Below are 21,956 nucleotides of genomic sequence, written 5' to 3'. Positions count from 1 at the left end.
TCATGTACGAGCCGATCCGGACCAAGTCGGTGCACAGCACGATGGCCTCCGCCGGTGCGGGCGTTCCGTCCCGCTCCCGTGAGGAGGAGCTGGACATCCAGCTGGCGGGTCATCTCTCGGCGCTGCTGGCCGTGACGGATGAGCTGGGGCTGACCGAGGCCGGGGATGCGATAGCTGCGCAGGTTGCGCGGCTGCGGGGTATGCCGCCGGTGCGTCACGCCGGCCTGAGCCGCGCCGGCTCGGTGGCGCTGCACGCGCGTGCGCACGCGCTCGCGGGCCGGGCGCTGGTCGTCGCGGCCTCCCGCGCGGACACGTCTGCGGCGATCCTGGCCGCATCCCGGATGGACGCCCACTCCGCGGCGACAGCCGCCTCCTGAACGGCCCCGGTCCGCGAACCGCGGAGGCCCGCGGACCGGGAGCCATCCTTTCTGTCACCTCCGGCGCCAGGCAGCATGCGTCAAGAAGCCGGCGGGCGTCGCCTTGTCGGGTGCGGACCGTGCGTGGCCGTTCGCGCAGTTCCCCGCGCCCCTTAAATGCGCCCGGAGGGCGCTCCTAGGGGCGCGGGGAACTGCGCGAGCAACCCAGCACGGTCCGCAGACGAACAGATCCCTCGGAGAGTTTCGGGAAGCCCCGATGCTCGTAAGTAGGTGTTCTGGAGGCTAGTGCCTGGTCAGGGCACAAGGAAGCCCCGCCCGGCACTGTGGCCGAACGGGGCTGTTGTGGGACTCAGCGGTTCAGGTCCCGGTACTTCTCCAGCATGCGCAGCCCCGGGGCCAGAAGGTTTCGCGTCCCGGCGCAGGGCCGCTCATCGGGAAGCACCCATGCGTGCCAGCACGACAGGCAGCACACCACCCGCGCGTGCTCCGGATCTGTCTCCGCGCTGCCGCCGCATCGTGGGCACCGCTGCATGGGGTCTCCCTATGCCGACAAGTCGAACTCGCCCAGCTTGGCACCGCCCAGGAAGTCGGTCCACTCAACCGCCGTGAACTCGACCGTCTGGCCCGTCTCGGAGTTGCGGACGGCCACCTTGCCGGGGACGTTGGTCGCCACCTCGACACAGCGTCGGTCGTTCGGGTCGTACTTGCACATGCTGGACGTGTGGAACTCGAACTCAGGGCGCTCAGCCATCGTGCGTTTCCTCCCGTCGAAGAGCGGGGAATCGGTCCCCGAGCCGTCGTGCACTTGCGACCCGCCCGGCTGTCACGTCTCACGGGAATGAGAGGGCGCAACAGCCGGACGGGGCTTGCCCCGATCCCCGGCCGGAACGGGACCACTGCCACTCGCGCCACGCCATCGGTAGCAGGAGCGAGTACGGTCCTCACCGGGGGCGGGAGTCTCAGGGGTGACCAGCCCTCGCGTGCTCCTCGGCGGCCGCGAGTTCCAGCCGGTTGACCGCTGCGCGGCGGGCTTGCTCCTGGGGGTTGTCGAGCACTACGCACGCCATGTCTTCCAGCGTGCGGGCGAAGATCGCGTGCCCCGTGGCGGCGGTGTGCTCGATCACGGCGACGCTTGCGGCCTTGAGGTCCGCCGTCGCGCCCAGGGTCCACTGACATCCGCTGCCGTGCATGCACCGGGCGGTCATGGTCACTTCGCTGGACGGGTGGCGCAGCACCTTGTAGACCACGGCGCGCAGCGTGCTTCTGACGCTCACCGCTGCCCCTCCGGCTCGTTCGCCGGGCGGAACGCGCCGGTCTCCCAGGACTCCCCGTTACCGTCCGGCGGTACCAGCGTGACTGTGCGCGTGTCGCCGTCCCACGCGATGACCTTCCCGAGCCGCCCGCGCGCCGTGTCCTTGAGGATTACGCCCGGGTCTGGAATCCACCGGGGCGCAGGTACCGCTGCCCACATCAGAGCGACCCCACAGGGCGAGTCCAGACGCGCGCCCGAAAGGCCTCGTGGTTCGTCGGCTCGCGAAGCCTGTCCGGGGCAACAGCCCACTCGGCACCACCGCCCGGCGGAACGAGGTACGCCGATCCCTCGAACAGCTTGCGTACCTCACCGATCCGGCCGCTCGTCGTGTCCACCGCGTACGTTCCCGTGGTGGGGGTCCAGTTGTCGCCCATCGCTCCTCGCCGTCCCCTCGAACGTCGTGAGCCTTGATCGTCCTGCCGCAAAGCAGTGCCGGGCTAGCGGCCCCGTGTAGGCCAGGTGTCGGCCAGACTGACCCCATGGGAACCACGATCGGGGCCAACATCCGGCGAGAGCGGGACCGGCTTGGGTGGAGTCAGGCGCGCTTAGCGCGTGAGGTCTGCCGGGTTGCGGGGGTCCTTGGCGAACCGGTCGGCCGACAAGAGGTCAGCCGATGGGAGACAGGGAAGCGCAAACCCCGCGAATGGCTGTCGTCCATCGCTGCCGCTCTCGGTGTGCCCGTAGACGTGCTGAGAGAGCCGCAGAAGCCCTCTGAGCCTCCATTGCCAACCCTTGCCGACTATCTGCCCGCTGCTGATCCGCTAGCCCCTCTCGGCGCCCGTGAGGGACGACGTATCGGGGTTGGAACCGTGACTGATCTACAGCAGCGTGTACACGGGCTCAGGCTTGCTGACGACGTGCTGGCCGGGGGCGATCTGATTCGTCCCGCGCTGCGGGAACTCCGCTCCGCAGTGAAGCTCTACCGGGAGTCGAGCCACACGGGGGATGTAGGTCGCGAACTGCTAAGGCAGATTGGCGAGTTGGCACAGATCGCCGGATGGATCGCCAGTGATGCCGGGCGACATGAAGAGGCAGAGCGCATCTACCGGTTAGGGATCAGCGCAGCGAATCAGGCGGAGGACCATACGCTAGCCGGGAACCTTGCCGGGTCGCTTGCCTATCAACTCAGTAACACAGGAAGGGAAGTTGAGGGCGTCCAGCTTGCCCGCGCGGCCCTCGACGGAGCCGGACCCGAAGCGCTGCCCAAGGCTCGGGCGCTGTACCTCGATCGGGTGGCGTGGGCGCACACGAAAACGGGCGAGGCTCAGCCCGCCATGCGGGCACTCGGGGAAGCCAGCGAGGCGCTGGGCCAGGACAGCGGAGGGTTGGAATCACCGGCCTATCTGTATTGGGTGGACGCTGGGGAGCTGCAAGTCATGGAGTCCCGCGTCTACACCGAGCTACGGCGCCCCCTGCGGGCCGTGCCACTCCTCCGAGATGTGCTCAGCCGATACGACACGACTCACACGCGGGAACTTGCGCTCTACTTGTCGTGGCTCGCTGTCGCTTTGGCAGACGCGAACGAGCCGGAGGAGTCGGCGGCGACGGCTGAACGGGTCCTCACGCTGTCGGCCGACGTAGCCAGCGAGCGAACGGCGGAAAGGGGCCGGGTCGTGCTGGCGAAGCTCGAAGCTTTCCGGGATGTGCCGGAGGTTCGGGCGCTTCTCGACAGTGCGGCGTAAACGCCAAAGACCCCGCACCCGCCGCCCCTTCTGCAAGGGATGACGAGCGCGGGGGCTCAGTGGTGCGGGTCAGCCGACGAGGACGTTGGTCAGCCGTGCGGCGGCCTTGCCGCCGAACAGGGCGAGACCACAGTAGAAGTCGATGCGGGTGCGGTAGACGGGCTTGTCGTGGGACTCGCCCAGGTCGGTGGTCTGCACGCCGCCGTTGGTCAGGCCGGTCACCCCGGCGTCGGCGTCGGTGGCCCCGAAGCGCACGGCGTAGATATCGCCGGTCTGCTTGCCGCCCGTTCCCGCGGTTAGCGGGAGTACGTCGGTGCCGTCCAGCTTCTGCCCTGCGTCCAGGAGCGGGATGCCCTTCCACGTGGTGGTGCGCTTCCCGGCGATCTCAGCCGAGAGGAGTTCGGCACCGCCGAGCCGCCGGAACCCGGACTCGATCTTCGCCCGGAGCGCGGCGTTCATGTAGAGCGCTCCGTTCGCGCCGCCGATGCCGCGCACCTGAGCAACCAGCGCGTCCAACGCATCAAAGAAGTCATGCCCGTTGACAACCGGACCAACTCCCTTCGCGTCCATGACCTGACCGCCGAGCAGCCGCTTGCGCAGACCGTCAAACCCCTTCGGGTTCACCTCCGCATCGCCGTTGAAGAACTGGTCAGCAAAGTGGATGGAAGCGGCCTTGACCTTCATCGCGGTCTGCACGGCCCGCTGGTCGTTCAGGTTGCCCCGGGTCTGAACAATGAACTTGTCCACGTCCGCATCCCCGCCGAGGATGGCGAGTGTCTCGATCCGCTGATTCAGCGTGCCGGTGCTCTCCGGGTAGGCCTCATTCACGCCCCGGAATGAGACCCCGGGAAGGGTGGATTCCTCGTTGTACTGGTAGGCGTTGCCCGCCACTGTGATCAGCGGGAGCCGGTCCAGGATCGGCGATTCCTGAACGAACGTTTCGATCACGCCGCGCTGAAGCTGGTCAAGAGAGAGCTTGGCGGATTCGACAAGGGTAAGAGACATAACTGTTTACTCCTGAAAATAGCGAAGGAATCATTCGAGGTCAGTCCCAGATGTCCGAGTCGTTGTCCTCGGATTCCGGCGGGACGATGCCGGTGCGGGCGCTCGGTGAGAGGCCGAGTTCGCGTATGTAGCGCGCCAGTTGGGTGCGGTACTGCCCGGCGATGGTCGCGGCCCCGTTTTTCACGGTTCCGCGCTCGGCCGTCACCATCAGCCCGCGCTCGGAAAGGTCCCGCTCTGCCTGGTCGATGCGGGCGACGCACACGCAGAGGTCTTTCACGGTGGTGTGGTCCACCTCGCCGATACCGGCGGCGACTTCCAGAATGGGGACGATGCGCCGCCACTCCGACGATGCCACTTCCCGACAACGGGCGTTCGCCGACTCAACGCCGGGATCCGTCGAGGACTTGAATACCTCGGACCAATTCGGCTCGGCGAGGATCGCGCGCGGGACAATCACACCCTCGCTGATGACCGCCTTTGAGGGATCTCCCTCACGCGCCCGCTGAACAGCGGACTTGGGTCTGTATCTATCGGCCATGCACTCTCACTTCCTCTTGGCACGTCCCTGTTCGGGCTTCCAAAAACGTCCACAGCTCCGATGCGAAAGAAACGCCTCCCTGCCGTGCAATCTCGGGAGGGGAGGGGAGTACTCCCCTGGTCAGAACGGCGGAAGCTCTCGCGATTCGCGCCGTGACCGTGCCTCAGCAGCGAATCCGCCTGGCTGATGCTTCGCGGTCTCCCTGTTGTGGCACGGCGTGCACAGCGGACGCAGACGAGAGAACGCATCCGGATCAGCAACGCCCCGAGCCAGCAGCGAACGGCGCGACTCCGGGAAGTGGTCCGCAACCGTCGCGGTCTTCCCACACAGCACACACCACGGGTTGGCATACAGGTAGCGGCGCCGCGTGTTCGGCCACCGAGGGCCGTACGAGCTGGTGCCTGGTGTCACACGCAGTGCGTTGGCCTCGCGCTCATGCCGAGCACAGCGACCACCACGGGGGGTCAACTCGGGGCACCCGGGGATGCTGCACGGGGGGCGGGGTCTTCGAGGCATGGGGGATCACCTCCGGAGGGGGCTGAGCCACTGGACGGGCAAGGTCAAGGGCAGCCCAACAGTGACTGGAGTGCCGGATGTACGCCCTTACACTCGCGCGTACATAACGTCCGTACAGGAGAGCCATGTTGGCGAGTACGAGTCAAGATGTAGCCCTCATGAGCTTCGCTTTCGTAATCGGCGGAGCCGTGGTTACCCTCCTTGCCATCTATCTGGTGGGCGCGATATTTAGGACCATCTTGGGGCTTGGTGCACTGTTCAGAGGGTCTCCCCTTAAGACCTTGGGCGAGTTGCTCGCTGTGGCCACAGTGATTACCTGGATCACTGCTATCTTCGTCAAGGAGTTCACTACTGCACTTGAGATCGGTGGCGGGGCGGCAGTGATTTTCATCTTATGGATGAGCTACCTTGTGGGCGACGACTAAAGTGGGCGGAGCCCGCATCGGGACGGTCACACGCTCGAAGCGGAGAGATTCGAACCACCATTACCACCGCGTTCGTCACCGACGACCAACCGGGCCTACTCGGGCAGGGTGCACTCCTGCACTGAACCCAACCGCACAGCAAGGTTTGACCGAAGCCGGTACGGAGTGGTGTCACTGCGAGGGTGAAGCCATCCCACTGCCTCCGCCTTGGCTGCTATGCACGATGATCGGATATTGGCCGTGGGCATCCCTGGCAGCAATTGGGTCCACGGCAGCGCGAATCGCCGCGTGCAACTCCTGGGCAGCATTGAAGAGCTTCAGGGTGTCCAAGTCCTTGCCGTTGTAGGTGATGAGGAATTTGCCCGAACCAATGCCGTAGCCGATACCACCCAGTCCGCGGATGGCAGCGTCGTCCAGGTGCTCTAGCACGTTGCGTACGTCGACAACTGCACGGGCCTGCTCCTCGAACGTCTTTATGGGCTGACGCAGAGAGGCGGTTCGTAGTGCGCTCCGGCGGATCAGTTGACAAACCGCAAACAGTCGCCGAAACGAAAACAGGAAGAACTCAACGTCGTTCGTCCCGCGCGTCACGTCTGCACGAGAAAGGTTCGTCAGTCCGGTCTCATGGACGACTCTGGCGAACTCTACGACGCGTTCGTGCTGCTGTTGCACAGCAAGAAACTGCGCGTCAGCACGGTTGCGGATCGTCAGCGCCCGGCCAGTTTCCGGTGTTTCCCGCCATTGATCGCCACTTGACGCCGAACCTCTTCGTTCTGTCACCCGCTAAGTATGGGCGTGTCCAGCGTGCGAGCGCTCCCAAATTCCGTGCTCGTCTTGAGCTGGTGGCACTCGTGGCACAGCACCTGAACGTTGCTGTCCACGTCCTCGCCCCCGAGGGACAGCGGGCGCACATGGTCCACGTCCACCCCATCGGCGGGGAAGGTACCCAAGCACCAGTCGCACCAGGCCGAGCCCCGGTCCTGCACCCGTCGCCGGAGCCGTGCCGCAGCATCGAACCGCTTCGCCCGTCGTCGGCTCCGAGCCCGTCGGGTGCGGACAGTGGCCCGACCCTCGTACGTCGCGTGGTGCGTCTTACAGCGGCCCCGATGGGTCGCGGACTCGGTGCAGTCGATGCAGCGCACGGGATCCCCCTAGTAGTCAGGAGCATCCTCATCGGCAACATGCCGCTACCCATGGGGACAATCCCATGGGGGATGAGGTCGCTCGTTGTTGTCGAGTGCCCGCCCCCGGACTCGAACCGGGAACCTCACGATCCTGAATCGCGCGTCTCTTCCGATTGGACTAGGCAGGCTTGTCGTCCTCGCCAGCGAGGCGGGGACCGTGGGGACTGCACGCGCTTACAACCCCTTTCGGCACCCCGGTCAAGGGCGGTTACTCATGGGCGGTGCAGTCCCCGCACGCGTTGACACACGACTCCGGCAGACCACCCCGGTAACGCGGGGTGCGTGGTGCACGGGCAACGCTGGTGAGAGTCGGGTACTCGGACCGCCGGATTCCCCCTTGGGGTGGGTGCGCGGTAACCCGCTCTCACTCTGTAGTAAGGAGCAGCGAATTCCCGGCGCCCGGCTGGACCGTTCGGCCTGCGTGGCTGCCCCCTCACTGTGTTGTAAGGAGCAGCGAATTCCTGTGGGGTCCAGGTGTGACGCTGTGACGCTGTAGGGGCTGTTTCTGGTTTTCCTCTACTTTTCTAAGAGAAAATGAAAACAGCCCTTCCAGCGTCACAGCGTCACGCCCGCTCGTCCGCTGGTGGCCCTCGCCGACGGGGCGGTGCGCCGCGTGGGGGCGCTGTACGCCCGTCTGCGGGCATGAGAAAGCCCCGGCGGTCCGAGGACTACTGGGGCGAGGCGGGGTGGGGCCAGTTAGGCAGCCGTGGCAAGCGCGCCCGGGGTCAGATTGCGGTGCGCGTTCGCCCCGGACGTGGGCGCGTGCTCCGGGTTGTTCTCGGTGGCGAGATCATCGGCTACCGTCGCGGTCTCCTCGATGGCGAGGTCTAGGTCGCCCGTGATGGTGAAGTCCACGCGTCGCAGGTCGAGCGTCCGCCACCCGCCCTTCGTGCCGCGCTTGACCGTGAGGCGTGCCCCCGCGTCCACGAGCATGGTGCGCCGTGCCACGGTGTCCGCACTGTTCCAGTCGTCGCCGTAGTTGCGTCCGGTCGATACCACTTCGCGGCGGGGTTCGGTCTTCTCCCGTGCTTCCAGCTCGGCAAGGCGGTTTTCCAACGCGTCTGCGCGGCGCTGCCAGGCTGCCATGCCCGCTTTGGACTTGCGGCGGCCCTTCTGTTCGTCGTGCTCCTCCATCTCGGCCACGGTGGCGTCAATCTCGGGCTGCGGGTCGTAGCCGGGTATCTCGGTGACGCGGGTGATCTGTACGGGGCCGACCAGACGTAGGAACTCGCTGTTCACGTACTGCTCGACCCAGTCAGCGCGCACCGTGGACGGGGCCAGGCAGTTCGATCCGTACTTGTAGGAAGAGCACTGGTAATAGTCCTTGTTCAGGTACATGCGGCCCTCGCACCCGGCGCAGTGAATGACGCGCAGCAGCAGCGCCCCGGAGTCCTTGCGGACGGGCGGACGTGCCGCAACGGGCTTGGGGGCGAGCAGGGCGCCCACCTGGTCGAACTCTTCACGGGTCAGGATCGGCTTCTCGGCAGCCAAGATCGGGTTGCCCTGGTCGTCGCGGACCGGGTTGCCGCGATGCATCTTCCACCCCATGATCGCGGGGGACGTGAGCATCTTGACGATGGTCTTGTCCCGCCACTGTGCGGGCTTCCGCTTCGGGGCGCTGCTCTCCTCGGGCTCCGCACCGTTGTTCTTCGTGCGGGCCCGGTAGGCGGCCCAGTGCGCGGACGGAGACAGCTCACCGTCAGCGTTCAGCATGCGGGCAATGGCGAGCGGGGCGAGCCCGGACACCAGGGCCGCAATGATCCGCTCAATGACCTTGATGGCGTCCGGGTCGGGTACGAGCGTCCAGCCGACCCCGCCGTGCTCGGCGGGCATGGGGGCGGGCAGGTAGCCGTACGGGGGCTGTCCGCCGCCCCGCCAGCGAAGCGCCATCTTGCGCATGGCCGCTTGCGCGCCGGTCACGCGGTCGCTGATGGACTGCGACTCGACTTGTGCCGCAAAGGCCAGCATGAGCATCATGAGTTCGCTCATGGGGTCCATGGGGTTGCGGAAGTCGAAGACGAGCCGCCCCCCGCCGATGCCCTCGGCGAAGACGAGCATCTTTCGGTGCCCCTTGGCCCACTTCGCAAGGTCGTGCATGTCGGCCATGGACCGGATGGCGCGGTCGAAGCGCCACCAAACGAGAACGTCGAACTCTTCGGGGCGCTTCAGCCACTCGCCGAGCTGCGGACGGTCAAACGGGCCGACCTTGGACGCGGACACGTCCAGGTCCACCGCTTCGCGCAGCGCGTCACCCTCCCCGAAGTCGATGCCGAGGGCGTTCGCTGCTATGTCGTCGGACTCGCGCTGACGCTCGGGGCTGGTCGTCTCGTCCGTGCGTACGGACAGTCGGATGCATCGGACCCCACGCAGGGTCTCGGTGGGGAAGGGGCCTACGTTGGGGGTGCTGGTCTCCATGCCCTCCGTAAGGAGCATGGAATTCCCCGACTGCCTGACCTGCGTAGATACCGCCACGGCCTGATCACTCCAGAACACTCAATCTGGAGCATCGGGAAGGGGTGGGGTGGGGGCAAATCACCGGGCGCGGCGGACCGCGCGGCCTGCCAAGACGTCCGTGCGGCGTCCGTCCTCGATGACGAACCGGCCGTCGATCAGGACGTACGGGATGCCCAGCGGCAGCGCGCGCGGGTGCTCGAAAGACGAACCCGCCGCGACCGTATCCGGGTCGAACAGGACGACGTCCGCGCGATAGCCCTCCCTCACCAGACCCCGGTCGGGCAGCCGCAGACGGGCCGCCGGGCGGGACGTCAGATGCGCGACCATCTCCTCCAGTGGGAGCACGCGCAGGTCACGCGCATAGTGGCCCAGGTAGTGCGGGAACGTGCCGTACGCGCGCGGATGCGGCTTCTCGCCCTGGAGGATCCCGTCGCTCCCGCCCGTGTGGACGCGGTGCCGCATGATCTCCCGGACGTTCGACTCATGCCCCACATGCTGAAGGATCGTCGACCCGAGCCCGTCCTCGACGAGCAGCCGACGGGCGACGGCCCACGCCGACTCGCCCCGCAGCTGCGCCGACTCGGCGACCGTACGTCCCACGTACGACGCGAGACCGGAGTCGCTGACGCCGGAGATCTCGACGGTGTCCCACTCGATCGGCACCCCGTGACACCCGTCCGAGCCGACGACCTCAAGGTGGTGGCGTATGCGCTCGGCGGTCGCATCGTCCCGCAGCCGCTCCAGAACGGCCGCCGGACCGCCCGCGTTGGCCCAACCGGGCAGCATCGCCACGAGAGTTGTGCACCCCGGGGTGTACGGGTATGTGTCCAGGCTGATGTCCGCCCCGGCCGCCAGCGCCTCGTCGAGCAGGGCGAGCAGCTCGGGCGCGCGGCCCTCGTTCACGCCGAAGTTCATCGTGGCGTGGGCCAGATGCAGCGCACACCCGGCCTCACGTGCGAGGGCGACCATCTCCGCATACGCTTCGAGCGCCCCGGCCCCGTACGAACGGTGATGCGGGCAGTAGTAACCCCCGTACCGCGCCACCACCTTGCACAGCTCGGCGAGCTCGGCGTCGGGGGCGTACATGCCGGGCGTGTACGTGAGCCCCGACGACATCCCCACCGCGCCCTGCTCAAGCCCCTCGGCCACCAACTCCCGCATCCGGTCGAGCTCTTGGGGCGTGGCGGGGCGGTCCTCCCACCCCACCGCGTACATCCGGACCGTGCCCTGCGGAACCAGATACGCGGCGTTGACCGCGATGCCCCGGTCGAGCCGGTCCAGATAACCGCCCACCGACCGCCAGTCGAAGTCGATGTCACCGCCGTCGCCGTTCCAGCCGGTGATGGCCCGGCGGACCTCGGCGAGGGTGCGGTCGTCGACGGGCGCGTACGAGAGGCCGTCCTGGCCCAGCACCTCAAGGGTCACACCCTGCGCGGCCTTCGCGCTGTGGTCCGGGTCGCGCAGCAGCGCGAGGTCGGAGTGGGCGTGCATGTCGATGAAGCCGGGCGCGAGGGCGAGGCCGCCGGCGTCCAGGGTGCGGACGCCGGACAGCTTCGGTTCGCCCCGGCGGCGTATGGCCGCGATGCGGCCGCCCTGGATGCCGACGTCGGCGCGGCAGGAGGGCCCGCCGCTGCCGTCGATCACCCGCGCGTCGCGAATGACGAGGTCCATGGGACTAGAAGTACGTGCGGATGTAGTCGACGACGGTGCCGTCCGCCTCCACCAGGGGGATCATCTGCCACTTGTCGAAGCTGGTGCACGGGTGGGAGAGGCCGAGGCCCACCCAGTCGCCGACCTCGACCGCCGCGTCCGGGCCCGTCTCCAGCCAGGCGTGCTGGTCGGAGAGCTTGGTGACCGTGATGCCGTCGGCGGGCCGCACTTCACCGCTGACCGCGTCCCGTACGACCTGCGCCTCGGGCAGATCCAGGTCGTACGCCGCGTCCCGCTTGCCCGCGTTCACGAACGCCTGGTCGGCGGTCGGCTTCGAGACGACCTGCGCCCACAGCCGGAACGCGGGGTGCAGGGCGCCTTCGTCGGGGACGCGGTTGAAGGGGGTGAGGCGCTTGTAGTGGCCGTCGTCGTGCGAGACGTACGCGCCAGAGCGGAGCAACTTCAGTACGGGGAGCGAGAGTTCGGGCAGCTCGGCGAAGACGTCCGCGACCGTGTCGAACCAGGCGCTGCCGCCCGCGCTGACCACGATCTCGGCGAGTCCGGTGCCGGAGAAGCGGCCCGCCTTGTCGAATTCGGAGGCGAGCGCGGTGAGCCTGCGCAGCCAGGCGTCCACCTTCGCCGGGGTGGCCTGCGGGACCTCGCCCTCGTACCCGGCGACGCCGACCAGCCGCAGGGTGCTCGTCGCGGCCACCGCGTCGGCGACGGCTGCGGCGTCGGCCTCGGTGCGTACACCGGTACGGGCCCCGCCACCCGCGCCGAGCTCGACGACGACGTCGAGGGGGCGGACCGTTCCGGTGAGGGCGGCGTCCATCAGCTCGACCCCCCGTACGGAGTCCACGTAACAGATGAACTGGAAGTCGGCGTCGCGGGCGAGCTCCCCGGCGACCCACTTCAGGGCGGGGGCGTCGACGAGCTGGTTGGCGAGGAAGATCCGCTTCACGTCGAACTGCCGGGCCACGCGCACCTGGTGGGGCACCGCGAGCGTGATGCCCCAGGCGCCGTGGTCGAGCTGGCGGGCGAAGAGCTCGGGGGCCATCGTCGTCTTGCCGTGCGGGGCGAAGGCGAGGCCGTGGCGGGTCGCGTACTGCTCCATCAGCGCGAGGTTGTGCTCCAGGCGCTCGGCGGAGAGGGCGAGCACGGGCGTGGTGAAGCCGTCCGTGAAAAGGTTCCTGCGCTGGGCGGCGAGCTCGCCGACGGTCAGCCCGTCGGCGTCCGGCGGCAGCCCCTTGAAGCGGTGGTCCACACGCTCGTCGGCCAGTCCTGCCAGGAACCCCATGGAGCCTCCTCGGAGAGTGTCGTTGCACTGTGTGCAACGGTCATTGCGTATCTCGCTGACCGCTGTCTAACATCCGGGCCAACGTCGGGTCAATGGTCGCTCTGGTGGCGGTGGGAGGTGCGTACGCGGGTGGAGGTGGATGTCGTCTGTCTCGGGGAGTCCATGGTCGCGTTTCTGCCGTCGCGGCCGGGGCGCCTCGCCGATGTGCCGTCGTTCGAGCGCGGGGTCGGCGGGGCCGAGTCCAATGTGGCGTGCGCGTTGGCCGCCGCCGGGCATGCGGTGAAGTGGGTCAGCCGGGTGGGGGCGGACGGGTTCGGGGACGCGGTGGTCTCGGCGGTGTCCGCGTACGGGGTGGATGTGTCGGGGGTGCGGCGGGATGCCGTTCGTCCGACCGGTGTGTACTTCCGCACCGCCGACGACCGCTCGGCCGGGTCGCACGAGGTCGCGTACTACCGTGCCGGGTCGGCCGCGTCCGCGATGTCTTCGGCGAATGTGCCGTGGGGTGAGGTGTGGGCGGGGCGGGTGCTGCATCTGTCGGGGATTACGGCGGCGCTGTCCGCGGAGTGCCTGGGGCTGATGCGGTCGCTGCTGGTGCGTCGGCCAGGGCGGCCGCTGGTGTCGTTCGACGTGAACTACCGGGCGGGGCTGTGGGGTTCGGGGTCTGGCCCCGAGGTGTTGCTGGAACTCGCCCGGGGAGCGGATGTGGTGTTCGTGGGGGAGGACGAGGCGGAGGCGGCGTGGGGGTTGGGGGACGCGTGGGCGGTTCGGGAGGCGTTGCCGGAGGTGGGGGTGGTTGTGGTGAAGCGCGGCGAGCGGGGGGTGACGGTCTTTGAGCCCCCCACCCCACCCCTCCCCGAAACTCTCCGAGGGCCCACTAAGGGGCGCGGGGAACTGCGCGACCGGCCACGCACGGTCCGCACCCGACCGACACCCGCCGGAGGCTTTCGGGAAGGGGCGGGGTGGGGAAAAGTCACCGAGGTCCCCGCGCCACGCGTACACGTCGTCGCCCCCACCGGCGCAGGCGACGCCTTCGCAGCAGGCTTCCTCCACGGCACCCTCCGAGGACTCCCGGCACGGGAACGGGCGAGACACGGCCACCTCATGGCCGCCGCCGTGCTCACAACCCCCGGCGACCACGCACAACCACCCCACCGCGCACACGCCGACAAACTCACCGCTCTGGGCGACGCCGCCTGGGGCAGACTGCGACTCGGCCCCGGCTGGACGGGGGACGAGCAGGAGGTACGTACGCCATGAGCCAGACCGTCGACCGTGCACTGAGCATTCTGCCGCGCCTCGCCCAGGGCCCCGCCGACCTCGGCCAGGTCGCCGACCACCTCGGCGTGCACAAGTCCACCGCCCTGCGCCTCCTGCGCACCCTGCACGAGCACGGACTCGTATACCGGCAGGAGGACCAGCGCTACCGCCTCGGCGCGCGCCTGTTCGCCCTCGCCCAGGAGGCCGTCGAGAACCTGGACGTACGGGAGATCGCGCACCCCCACCTCGTCGCGCTCAACGAACAGGTCGGCCACACCGTGCACCTCGCGGTGTACGAGGACGGCGAGGTCCTCTACATCGACAAGGTCGAGAGCCGCTACCCGGTCCGGATGTACTCGCGGATCGGCAAGCCCGTCGCGATCACGGTCGCCGCCGTCGCCAAACTGCTCCTCGCCGACCTCCCCGAGCCCGAACGCCGCACGGTCGCCGACAAGCTCGACTACCCCATGTACACGCCCCGTTCGACCCCGCACGCCGCCGCGTTCCTGAAGGAGCTCGCGACCGTACGCGAACAGGGCTGGGCCGGCGACCTCGGTGGCCACGAGGAGTCCATCAACTGCGTCGCCGCGCCCGTGACCGGCACGGACGGCCGCGTGGTCGCCGCGATGTCCGTCTCCGCCCCGAACGTCGTCGTCACCGCCGAGGAACTCCTCGGCCTCCTCCCGCAGGTGCGCCGCACCGCGGACGCCATCAGCCGGGAGTACTCCGGCAAGCCCGAGAAGAAGGAAGCAAGCAGATGACCGAGAAGGTCGCGCTCACGCCCGCAACCCACACCACCCCGCCCGCGAAGTTCTCCCACGGCGTGCGCAAGGGCAACATCCTCCAGGTCGCCGGGCAGGTCGGCTTCCTGCCGGCGGTCGAGGGCGAGCCCGCGACGGTCGCGGGGCCCACCCTGCGCGAGCAGACCCTCCAGACCTTCGCCAACATCAAGGCGATCCTGGAGGAGGGCGGCGCGAGCTGGGACGACGTGATGATGATGCGCGTCTACCTCACCGATGTGTCCCACTTCGCGGAGATGAACGAGATCTACAACGCGTACTTCGAGGACCAGTCCCTGAAGGCCCCGGCGTCGGCGCGTACGACGGTGTACGTGGGCCTGCCGAAGGGCCTGCTGATCGAGATCGACGCGCTGGCGGTCCTCGACAACTGACCGTCGCATGCCCTTGGTTCCCACGCTCGACAGGCCGCACGGGGCGGCGCCCCGGACCGCCGGGTCGCCGCCCCGCGGTCCCCCACGCCCTGGAACAGCCCGGCGAGTCAACGGAGTTCCCGCATGTCGATGCAGTACGCGCTCACCACGCCACCACCTCCGCCGCACACGGGCGGCATACTCCCACTGATCGGCGGCACAACGGGCCTGCTGACGGTGGCGACGCTGGGCATAGCCCTGCTGCTGTTCCTGATCATAAAGATCAGACTCCAGCCGTTCGTGGCGCTGCTGGCGGTCTCCATAGCCGTCGGCTTGGGCGCGGGCCTGTCGGTGACGGAGTTGTTCGGCACGGTCCAGAAGTCCACCGCCGTCTCGACGATCGAGGCGGGCATGGGCGGCATCCTCGGCCATGTGGCGATCATCATCGGCCTGGGAACGATGCTGGGCGCGATCCTCGAAGTGAGCGGCGGAGCCGAGGTGTTGAGCGCCCGCCTGCTGAGTCTGTTCGGCGAACGCCGTGCTCCCCTGGCGATGGGCCTGACCGGCCTGATCTTCGGCATCCCGGTCTTCTTCGACGTAGGCATCTTCGTCCTGGCGCCCATCGTCTACGCGGCCGCTAAGCGCTCCGGCAAGTCGATTCTGCTGTACGCCATGCCGCTCCTGGCGGGCCTCTCGATGACGCACGCGTTCCTGCCCCCGCACCCGGGCCCGGTGGCGGCCGCCGGTCTCTTCCATGTATCGCTGGGCTGGGTCATCCTGATGGGCGCGCTGGTCGGCATCCCGTCGGTGCTCGCCGCGTGGGCGTACGCCGCGTGGATCGGCAAACGCATCTTCGTCGAGGTCCCCCAGGACATGGTGGAGGCGGCCGAGGAGGCGAAGGCGGCGGTGGCGGCCGAACAGCGGGCGGCGGGGGTGGCCCCGCAGGAGCAGCCGGTGGCGCTGGCCACGGTCCTGACGATCATCGGCACCCCACTGATCCTGATCCTGGCGGCGACGTTCGGCTCGATCGCCCTGGACCCCTCCACCTTCCGCTCGGTGGTGGAGTTCTTCGGCAACCCGTTCGTGGCGCTGACTATCGCGCTGCTGCTGGCGTACTACTTGCTGGGGATCAGGCGGGGCTGGTCCCGCAAGTCCCTGGAGACGGTGTCCACGTCATCGCTCAAGCCGGTGGGCAACATCCTTCTGGTGGTGGGCGCGGGAGGGGTGTTCGGGGCGGTCCTGAAGGCGAGCGGGATCGCGGACGCGCTGGCAAAAACCTTCCACAACGTCGGCCTCCCGGTCATCGTCCTGGCCTGGCTGATCGCGGTGGTCCTACGGGTGGCCCAGGGCTCGGCGACGGTGGCGATCGTGACGACAGCGGGCATCGTGGTCCCCCTGGTGGAGGGCGCGTCCTACTCCCAGGCCCACCTGGCCCTGATCATCATGGCGATCTCAGCGGGTTCGATCTTCGCGTCCCACGTCAACGACGGCGGCTTCTGGATGGTCGCGAAGTACTTCGGCATCACGGAACGGGACACGCTGAAGTCGTGGACGGTCCTGGAGACGGTGCTGTCGGTGGCGGGGTTCGCGGTGACGGGGCTGCTGAGCCTGCTGATCTAGCCCCCGCCCCGCCCCCGGCCTCAGCTCCCCGCGCAGTACTGCTGAGCCTTTCCGATCGACCGGTACATGCAATCGGCGTTCTCCAGCAGTTGCAGCACCGCATCCCTGTTCCGGGACGTCTCCCGCTCGATGACCTTGTCCGGTGGGTAGAAGCCGCCGCCCGTTCCCGACTCGCCCGGGTACATCTCGAACGTGAAGTCGAAGATCTTCTGGGTGGCCCAGAGGTAGTCGTCGATCGTGCCGTCCGTGATGTACAGGTCGCTGGACTGCTCCGGTGTGTAGCCGTTGCTCGCGGCCATCTTGGTGCCGAGGGCGGCGTACGCGTCGTGGTCGTCCTGGGTGAGGCCGGGGGCCGTTTTGTTGTACGTCCAGCCGAACGGCCACATCACCAGCTCGCCGTACGTGTGGAAGTCGATGCCCGCCTTGATCTGCTGCTTGCCGTTCACGATCCGGCTGCGGGCGAAGTCCGCCACTACCTTCACCTCGGGGGCCGACTCCGGCGCCGAACCCCGGAACGTCTCCGAGCCCTTGCTGCCCGAAGAGCCGCCGCAGCAGCCCCACTTGTAGTTCCAGTTGCGGTTCAGGTCCGTGCCGACCGAGGGCGAACCCCCGTTGGGCTGGCGGTTCTTGCGCCAGCTGCGGTACTGGCCGGTCGCGATGTCGTACTCGCCGCCGTCCGGGTTCAGGTCCGGCACGATCCAGATCTCGCGGCTGTTCACCATGTTGGTGATCCGGGCGTCCTTCCCGTACCCCGCCCCGAACTCGCGCAGCAGATACAGCGCCATCTCCACCGTCAGATGCTCACGCGCGTGCTGGTGGAAGGTGAGCAGCACCTCCGGCTCGTCCTTGTCCGTCCGCACGTTGTCGCTGATCTTGATGGCGACGATGTCCCGCCCCTCGTACGACGTGCCGATCACGCGCTTGCTCATGATCGAGGAGTACTGGGCGAGCCGCTGGTCGATCTCCGCCGTCGTCTCGGCGTAGTTGTGGTAGCCCGAGTCCCCGGGAGGGAAGTCGAAGGGCTTGGCCTTCACGCCGTTCGTACGGGACGGGGGGCCGGGCAATGCCTTGAGCCTGTACCCCAGCGCGCGCAGTTTCCTCGCCTCGGTCGCGTCCGCGCTCACCACCACCGCGTGCCCGCGCACCTCGTCGATCGACACTCCGGTCGCGGCGATCCCCGTGCGCGCGGCGGGGGTGGACGGGCCGGGGATCTCGTACTGGGTCGTCGTCTCGTCGCCCCCGGAGGGAGACACGGTGGCTCTCGCCGTCACCGGGGCCGCCAGCGCCAGGGCCAGCAGGGTCGCCAGACCCGCCGTCCGCGTGGTCCGTGCGCGCGTGCGGCGTCGGCCTTCCTCGGGGAGTCGCATGAATGCTCCTGGTGGGGTCCGGAGGTGGGGGTGTTCATGTCGACGGAGCTGTGCTGCTGCGGCTGAGCGGACTCATCGTGCTCGGTGTGGTGGCTGAAAAGTGGCGTACGGATGGTCCCCGTGGGCCGTACGGGCGTACTGGATACCCCTGTGGTGGGTGTGGCCTGTGTGGTGCGCCTAGCAGGCACTTCACGCCCGCCGAGTCACGCGAACCCTCCGCCCCGGCCGCACCGCCCCGCCCGCACCCCACCCGCAACCGATCACCCCGGCCTGAACTCACCCGTTGCCCAAGGGGGTTGGTGCATTCAACAATGCGCATGACAAATCCAGGAACCCACTCCTGGATCCCTCAGAGGGGAACCCCCACATGAACAAGCCTCTCGTCGGCGCGCTGCTCTCCCTCACCCTGGTGGGAGCCGGTGCCGCCCCGGCCCTGGCGGTCGAGCCCGCGGACCACACGGCCACCACCACCAAGCCCGCCCCGGCCGTCAAGGCGGTCGACTTCGCCGGCACCGTCGCGCTCAGCAACTGCTCCGGCTCGCTGATCCGCACCCCCAGCTCGCAGCCGAACGACCCCGCCCTGATCCTCTCCAACGGCCACTGCCTGGAGACCGGCTTCCCGGGGCCGGGCGAGGTCATCACCGACCAGGCCTCGTCCCGTACGTTCTCGCTGCTCAACGGCTCGGCGGGCAAGGTCGCCACACTGCGGGCCAGCAAGGTGGCGTACGCGACGATGACCGACACCGACATCTCGGTCTACCAGCTGAACACCACGTACGCCCAGATCCAGAGCCGGTACGGGATCAGCGCGCTCACGCTGAACGACGCGCACCCGGCGGCGGGCACCGCCATCAAGGTGGTCTCGGGATACTGGAAGCGGACGTACAGCTGCAACGTCGACGGGTTCGTCTACCGCCTCAAGGAGGGCGACTGGACCTGGAAGGACTCGGTCCGCTACACCTCCGCCTGCCAGACCATCGGCGGCACCTCGGGCTCCCCGGTCATCGACACGGCCACCGGCAAGGTCGTCGCGGTGAACAACACGGGCAACGAGGACGGCGAGAGCTGCACCGAGAACAACCCGTGCGAGGTGGACGAGAACGGCAACGTCACCGTCCACTACAAGATCAATTACGCCCAGGAGACGTACATCATCGTGCCGTGCATAGGCGCCGGCAACAAGTTCGACCTGAGCCGCCCGGGCTGCACCCTGCCCAAGCCGTAGCAGTACGACGTTCCCCGCGCCTCTGCTGGAGGCGCGGGGAACACCGCTCGTTACGGCAGCGCGTGGACGTGCGGGCCCACCGCGTTCGACCAGGCGTTGCCCGACTTGGCGTCCCAGTTGGTCGACCAGGTCATCGCACCCCGCAGGCCGGGCCACGTACGCGAGGGCTTGAACGAGCCGCAGTTGGTGCCCTGGGTGAGGCAGTCGAGCGCCGCGTTCACCACCGACGGGGAGACGTAGCCGCTGCCCGCGCCGCTCGTCGAGGCCGGCAGACCCAGGCCCACCTGGGACGGGTCGAGGCCGCCCTGGAGCTGGATGCAGGCGAGCGCGGTCAGGAAGTCGACCGTGCCCTGTGAGTAGACGTTGCCGTCGCAGCCGTTCATCGAACCGCTGTTGTAGTACTGCATGTTGACGACGGTCAGGATGTCCTTGATGTTGAGCGCCGTCTTGAAGTACTCGCCCGACGTCGACTGCATGTCGATGGTCTGAGGCGCCATCGTGATGACCAGCTTGCTGCCCGCCTTCGACGACAAGGACTTGAGCGCCTGCGTCATATACGTGGAGTTGAGGCCGTTCTCCAGGTCGATGTCGACGCCGTCGAAGCCGTACGTCTGCATCAGCGAGTAGACCGAGTTCGCGAAGTTCGTCGCGGACGTGGAGTCGTTGATCGACACCGTGCCGTTCTGGCCGCCGATGGAGATGACGACCGCCTTCCCGGCCGCGTGCTTGGCGGCGATGTCCGCCTTGAACTGGTCGACGGTGTAACCGCCCAGACCGTTGGTGTCGAGGTTGAAGGTCACCGCGCCCGGCGTGCCGGTCGCGTCGGCGAAGGCGACGGCGATGATGTCGTAGTTCGACGGCACATCGCTGATCTTCTGCACGGTCGCGCCGTTGTCGAAGTTCTGCCAGTACCCGGTCACCGCGTGCTTGGGCACGGTCGTGCCGCCGCCCGGGTTGCCGGTCGCGGAGGTGGTGGCGCTCACCGCCGCCGACTTCGGCGACTCACCCGCCGCGTTGGTGGCGGTCACCTGGAACTGGTACGAGGTGGACGCGCTCAGCCCGGTCACGGTCGCCGAACTGCCGCTGCTGGACTGCACCTTCGTACCGTCGCGGTAGATGTTGTAGCCGGTCGCGTTGGAGACCGCGCCCCAGGTCAGGTCCACGGAGGAGGAGGTCACCGCGCCTGTCGTGAGGGCGGTCGGGGCCGCCGGAACGGTCGGGGACGGGTCGCCGCCTCCGCCGCCGTCGGGGCCGAAGACCGAGATGTCGTCGGCGTAATAGGCGGGCTGGCCGTACCAGCCGTGCGTGTAGATCTGCACGGACGTGGTGGAGGAGCCGGTGGTGAAGGTCGTCGACAGCTGGCCCCAGCCGCCGCCGGTGCCGGGCGTCCAGGTGGAGACGTCGCCGGTGCCGGTCCCGGTGGCGCCCAGGTAGGCGTAACTGCCCTGCACCCAGGCGCTCAACGTGTACGTCGAGTTGGGCTTCACGGCGACAGTCTGGGTGCACTGGCCGGTGTCGGAGTTGGACGGGGTCGCCTTGAGGGCGGCGGCCCCGGTGTGGACCGGCGAGGAGACGGTGGCGCCGCTCCCGGCCGTACAACTCCAGCCCGCAAGACCCGACTCGAAGCCCGCGTTCCGGGCGTTGTTGACATCGGCGGCGTGTGCGATGCCGGTGAGCCCGGCTATGGACAGGGCGCCGGCGGCGGCCACGGCCAGGCCGACTCTGCCGCTTGCTCGTTTCACTTGCTGCCTCCGGTGGGGGAGTGGGGAGGTCGGTGGGGAGTGGGCGCGCGCCGCTGCTGGTACAAGTTGGTCCAGACCAATCTGGTTGTCAAGACCTCTGGCGGCACTCGGGGCATCACAGAAACGAGAAGACTGTTCACCCGCAGCTATGTCGTGGATACAGTGCTGTTGCAGCAGGGAGCAGCAGTGATCGAACGCGCCCGTGGGGACCGGACCCGGCCGAAGACCGGAGTGAGCGGGGGGACTTGATGTGCCAACTGCGATAGCCGTCACCAGCCCGGACCTGGTGCTGCCGCCGACCGATCCCCGGACCCCGCTCGCGGCGCTGCTCCAGGCGCCGCAGGCGCAGCCGCTGGACGCGGCGCTCGCCGACATGAACCGCCTGCTCGACCAGCACGGTTACGTGATCGTCCTGTATCCGCAGTCCCTTCCGCCCGCCCATGAACAGCGCCTGCACACCGTCCGCTCGCTCCTGGAGAGCGACCGGATCACGCTGATCGGCTCGGCGCTGCCGCCGCTCGGCCTCGCCGTGCTCGTACGCCAGTTGCGCCAGCTCTCGGTCTGCGACTTCAGCCCCGGCGTGCTCGCCTCGGCCGCGCGGCTGCTCGCGCACTATGTGCACGCGGGCGCCGTGCTCGGCTCGGTCACCAAGCTCGACCGGGTCCCCGTCGGCCTCAAGACGCACGCCAAGTCATGGCTGCCCGGCAGCCAGTTCGCGGTGCTCGCGCATCCGACTCCGCAGCTGGTCAGAGTGGGTACGGGCGAGCTCGAAGGGCCCGATTACGCCTGCCATCTGCTGGCGGCGGGCAGCCCCGCGCCCGCCGGCTGGGTCACCGCGACGCTCGCCGCGCGGTGGCAGGTCGGGGGCGTCGAACAGTGCGCGCTGCCCGAGTACTCGGCGGGCTGGTGGGGTACTTCGAAGCTCACCGAGTTCGCCGCGTATCTGCCCGACCTGTCCGTGCTCTACCAGCTCGTGGCCTCCGTACGGCGGGAGTCGTGCCGGTGGTGCGGCATGGAACTCATCGGCGACCGCTGCGGGTTCTGCACCTCCCCGGTCCCGGCCCCCGAACTCCGGCTGCCCGCCGGGGGCTCCGCGCGCTAGCCGGATGGCCCTTGTCCGCCAAGCCCCACGTCATCGAACGAGGTCGTACGGTC

At 68.4% G+C, this 21,956-nt stretch carries 20 protein-coding genes, 1 tRNA gene and 1 pseudogene; 10 read left to right on the top strand and 12 right to left on the bottom strand.

From position 1 onward, the window contains the following. The first annotated feature begins 2 nt into the window (after nucleotides 1-2). Nucleotides 3-377, top strand: coding sequence for an SCO4983 family protein (locus ACT1U9_RS10890; protein WP_444538140.1), 375 nt, complete (start codon nucleotides 3-5; stop codon nucleotides 375-377). Between the two features lie 541 nt (nucleotides 378-918). Here ACT1U9_RS10890 and ACT1U9_RS10885 read toward each other — a convergent pair. Both ACT1U9_RS10885 and ACT1U9_RS10880 read right to left on the bottom strand, forming a co-directional pair. Continuing rightward, a complete protein-coding gene (locus ACT1U9_RS10885; RefSeq protein WP_067160906.1) occupies nucleotides 919-1,128 on the bottom strand; it encodes a DUF397 domain-containing protein in 210 nt (69 codons plus the stop codon). Nucleotides 1,129-1,336: 208 nt separating this feature from the next. After that, nucleotides 1,337-1,651, bottom strand: coding sequence for a hypothetical protein (locus tag ACT1U9_RS10880; RefSeq protein ID WP_444538139.1), 315 nt, complete (start codon nucleotides 1,649-1,651; stop codon nucleotides 1,337-1,339). A 517-nt stretch (nucleotides 1,652-2,168) separates the two neighbouring features. Here ACT1U9_RS10880 and ACT1U9_RS10875 point away from each other — a divergent pair. Both ACT1U9_RS10875 and ACT1U9_RS10870 read left to right on the top strand, forming a co-directional pair. Next, nucleotides 2,169-2,372: pseudogene (locus tag ACT1U9_RS10875) on the top strand (helix-turn-helix transcriptional regulator); the annotation flags it as partial. Nucleotides 2,373-2,498: 126 nt separating this feature from the next. Next, a complete protein-coding gene (locus tag ACT1U9_RS10870) occupies nucleotides 2,499-3,371 on the top strand; it encodes a hypothetical protein (protein ID WP_444539065.1) in 873 nt (290 codons plus the stop codon). Between the two features lie 69 nt (nucleotides 3,372-3,440). Here the strand turns inward: ACT1U9_RS10870 and ACT1U9_RS10865 are convergent, their stop codons facing one another. Both ACT1U9_RS10865 and ACT1U9_RS10860 read right to left on the bottom strand, forming a co-directional pair. Beyond that, nucleotides 3,441-4,376, bottom strand: coding sequence for a major capsid protein (locus ACT1U9_RS10865; protein ID WP_444538138.1), 936 nt, complete (start codon nucleotides 4,374-4,376; stop codon nucleotides 3,441-3,443). Between the two features lie 40 nt (nucleotides 4,377-4,416). Further along, the gene (locus ACT1U9_RS10860; protein ID WP_444538137.1) at nucleotides 4,417-4,914 is read right to left on the bottom strand and encodes a phage terminase small subunit P27 family; all 498 of its coding nucleotides are present in this window, start codon (nucleotides 4,912-4,914) and stop codon (nucleotides 4,417-4,419) included. Nucleotides 4,915-5,588: 674 nt separating this feature from the next. Between ACT1U9_RS10860 and ACT1U9_RS10855 the strand changes: the two genes are divergently transcribed. Further along, nucleotides 5,589-5,855 carry a hypothetical protein gene (locus tag ACT1U9_RS10855; protein ID WP_444538136.1) on the top strand — a complete coding sequence of 89 codons (267 nt, stop codon included), beginning with the start codon at nucleotides 5,589-5,591 and terminating at the stop codon, nucleotides 5,853-5,855. A 171-nt stretch (nucleotides 5,856-6,026) separates the two neighbouring features. Here the strand turns inward: ACT1U9_RS10855 and ACT1U9_RS10850 are convergent, their stop codons facing one another. The 6 genes from ACT1U9_RS10850 to ACT1U9_RS10825 all read right to left on the bottom strand — a co-directional run bounded on the left by ACT1U9_RS10850 (nucleotide 6,027) and on the right by ACT1U9_RS10825 (nucleotide 12,440). Further along, nucleotides 6,027-6,635, bottom strand: coding sequence for a hypothetical protein (locus ACT1U9_RS10850; protein WP_444538135.1), 609 nt, complete (start codon nucleotides 6,633-6,635; stop codon nucleotides 6,027-6,029). Further along, nucleotides 6,632-6,841, bottom strand: coding sequence for an HNH endonuclease (locus tag ACT1U9_RS10845; RefSeq protein ID WP_444538134.1), 210 nt, complete (start codon nucleotides 6,839-6,841; stop codon nucleotides 6,632-6,634). Before ACT1U9_RS10845 ends, ACT1U9_RS10850 begins: the two co-directional genes overlap by 4 nt. A 252-nt stretch (nucleotides 6,842-7,093) precedes the next feature. Then, nucleotides 7,094-7,167 (bottom strand) — tRNA-Leu (locus tag ACT1U9_RS10840). Between the two features lie 568 nt (nucleotides 7,168-7,735). Next, nucleotides 7,736-9,454, bottom strand: coding sequence for a recombinase family protein (locus tag ACT1U9_RS10835; protein ID WP_444538133.1), 1,719 nt, complete (start codon nucleotides 9,452-9,454; stop codon nucleotides 7,736-7,738). A gap of 117 nt (nucleotides 9,455-9,571) precedes the next feature. After that, nucleotides 9,572-11,164: an N-acyl-D-amino-acid deacylase family protein gene (locus ACT1U9_RS10830; RefSeq protein WP_444538132.1), complete on the bottom strand. Its 1,593-nt coding sequence runs from the start codon at nucleotides 11,162-11,164 to the stop codon at nucleotides 9,572-9,574. Between the two features lie 4 nt (nucleotides 11,165-11,168). Further along, nucleotides 11,169-12,440: an amino acid deaminase gene (locus tag ACT1U9_RS10825; protein ID WP_444538131.1), complete on the bottom strand. Its 1,272-nt coding sequence runs from the start codon at nucleotides 12,438-12,440 to the stop codon at nucleotides 11,169-11,171. Between the two features lie 162 nt (nucleotides 12,441-12,602). Between ACT1U9_RS10825 and ACT1U9_RS10820 the strand changes: the two genes are divergently transcribed. From ACT1U9_RS10820 to ACT1U9_RS10805, 4 genes are all read left to right on the top strand, one after another. After that, the gene (locus ACT1U9_RS10820) at nucleotides 12,603-13,697 is read left to right on the top strand and encodes a sugar kinase (protein ID WP_444539064.1); all 1,095 of its coding nucleotides are present in this window, start codon (nucleotides 12,603-12,605) and stop codon (nucleotides 13,695-13,697) included. Then, entirely contained in the window at nucleotides 13,694-14,458 is a 765-nt protein-coding gene (locus tag ACT1U9_RS10815; RefSeq protein WP_444538130.1) for an IclR family transcriptional regulator, read from the top strand. Before ACT1U9_RS10820 ends, ACT1U9_RS10815 begins: the two co-directional genes overlap by 4 nt. Continuing rightward, nucleotides 14,455-14,868, top strand: coding sequence for a RidA family protein (locus ACT1U9_RS10810; RefSeq protein ID WP_444538129.1), 414 nt, complete (start codon nucleotides 14,455-14,457; stop codon nucleotides 14,866-14,868). The genes ACT1U9_RS10815 and ACT1U9_RS10810 overlap by 4 nt, the downstream gene beginning before the upstream one ends. 129 nt (nucleotides 14,869-14,997) lie before the next feature. Further along, nucleotides 14,998-16,467 (top strand): GntP family permease, encoded by a 1,470-nt coding sequence (locus ACT1U9_RS10805; RefSeq protein ID WP_444539063.1) that lies wholly within the window; start codon nucleotides 14,998-15,000, stop codon nucleotides 16,465-16,467. A gap of 20 nt (nucleotides 16,468-16,487) precedes the next feature. On the opposite strand, the gene ACT1U9_RS10800 is transcribed toward ACT1U9_RS10805, so the two are convergent. Continuing rightward, a complete protein-coding gene (locus tag ACT1U9_RS10800; protein WP_444538128.1) occupies nucleotides 16,488-17,834 on the bottom strand; it encodes a M14 family metallopeptidase in 1,347 nt (448 codons plus the stop codon). A 367-nt stretch (nucleotides 17,835-18,201) separates the two neighbouring features. Here ACT1U9_RS10800 and ACT1U9_RS10795 point away from each other — a divergent pair, with 367 nt between their 5' ends. Next, entirely contained in the window at nucleotides 18,202-19,059 is an 858-nt protein-coding gene (locus ACT1U9_RS10795; protein WP_444538127.1) for a S1 family peptidase, read from the top strand. 50 nt (nucleotides 19,060-19,109) lie between these two features. On the opposite strand, the gene ACT1U9_RS10790 is transcribed toward ACT1U9_RS10795, so the two are convergent. Then, nucleotides 19,110-20,801, bottom strand: coding sequence for a chitinase (locus ACT1U9_RS10790; protein WP_444538126.1), 1,692 nt, complete (start codon nucleotides 20,799-20,801; stop codon nucleotides 19,110-19,112). Between the two features lie 250 nt (nucleotides 20,802-21,051). On the opposite strand from ACT1U9_RS10790, the gene ACT1U9_RS10785 reads away from it, so the two are divergent. Continuing rightward, the gene (locus ACT1U9_RS10785) at nucleotides 21,052-21,903 is read left to right on the top strand and encodes a hypothetical protein (RefSeq protein ID WP_444538125.1); all 852 of its coding nucleotides are present in this window, start codon (nucleotides 21,052-21,054) and stop codon (nucleotides 21,901-21,903) included. Nucleotides 21,904-21,956 lie beyond the last annotated feature (53 nt).

Source organism: Streptomyces sp. BR1 (genome assembly GCF_052373795.1).
In the GTDB taxonomy this organism is placed as follows: domain Bacteria; phylum Actinomycetota; class Actinomycetes; order Streptomycetales; family Streptomycetaceae; genus Streptomyces.
This window is presented reverse-complemented; position numbering and strand designations above follow the sequence as displayed.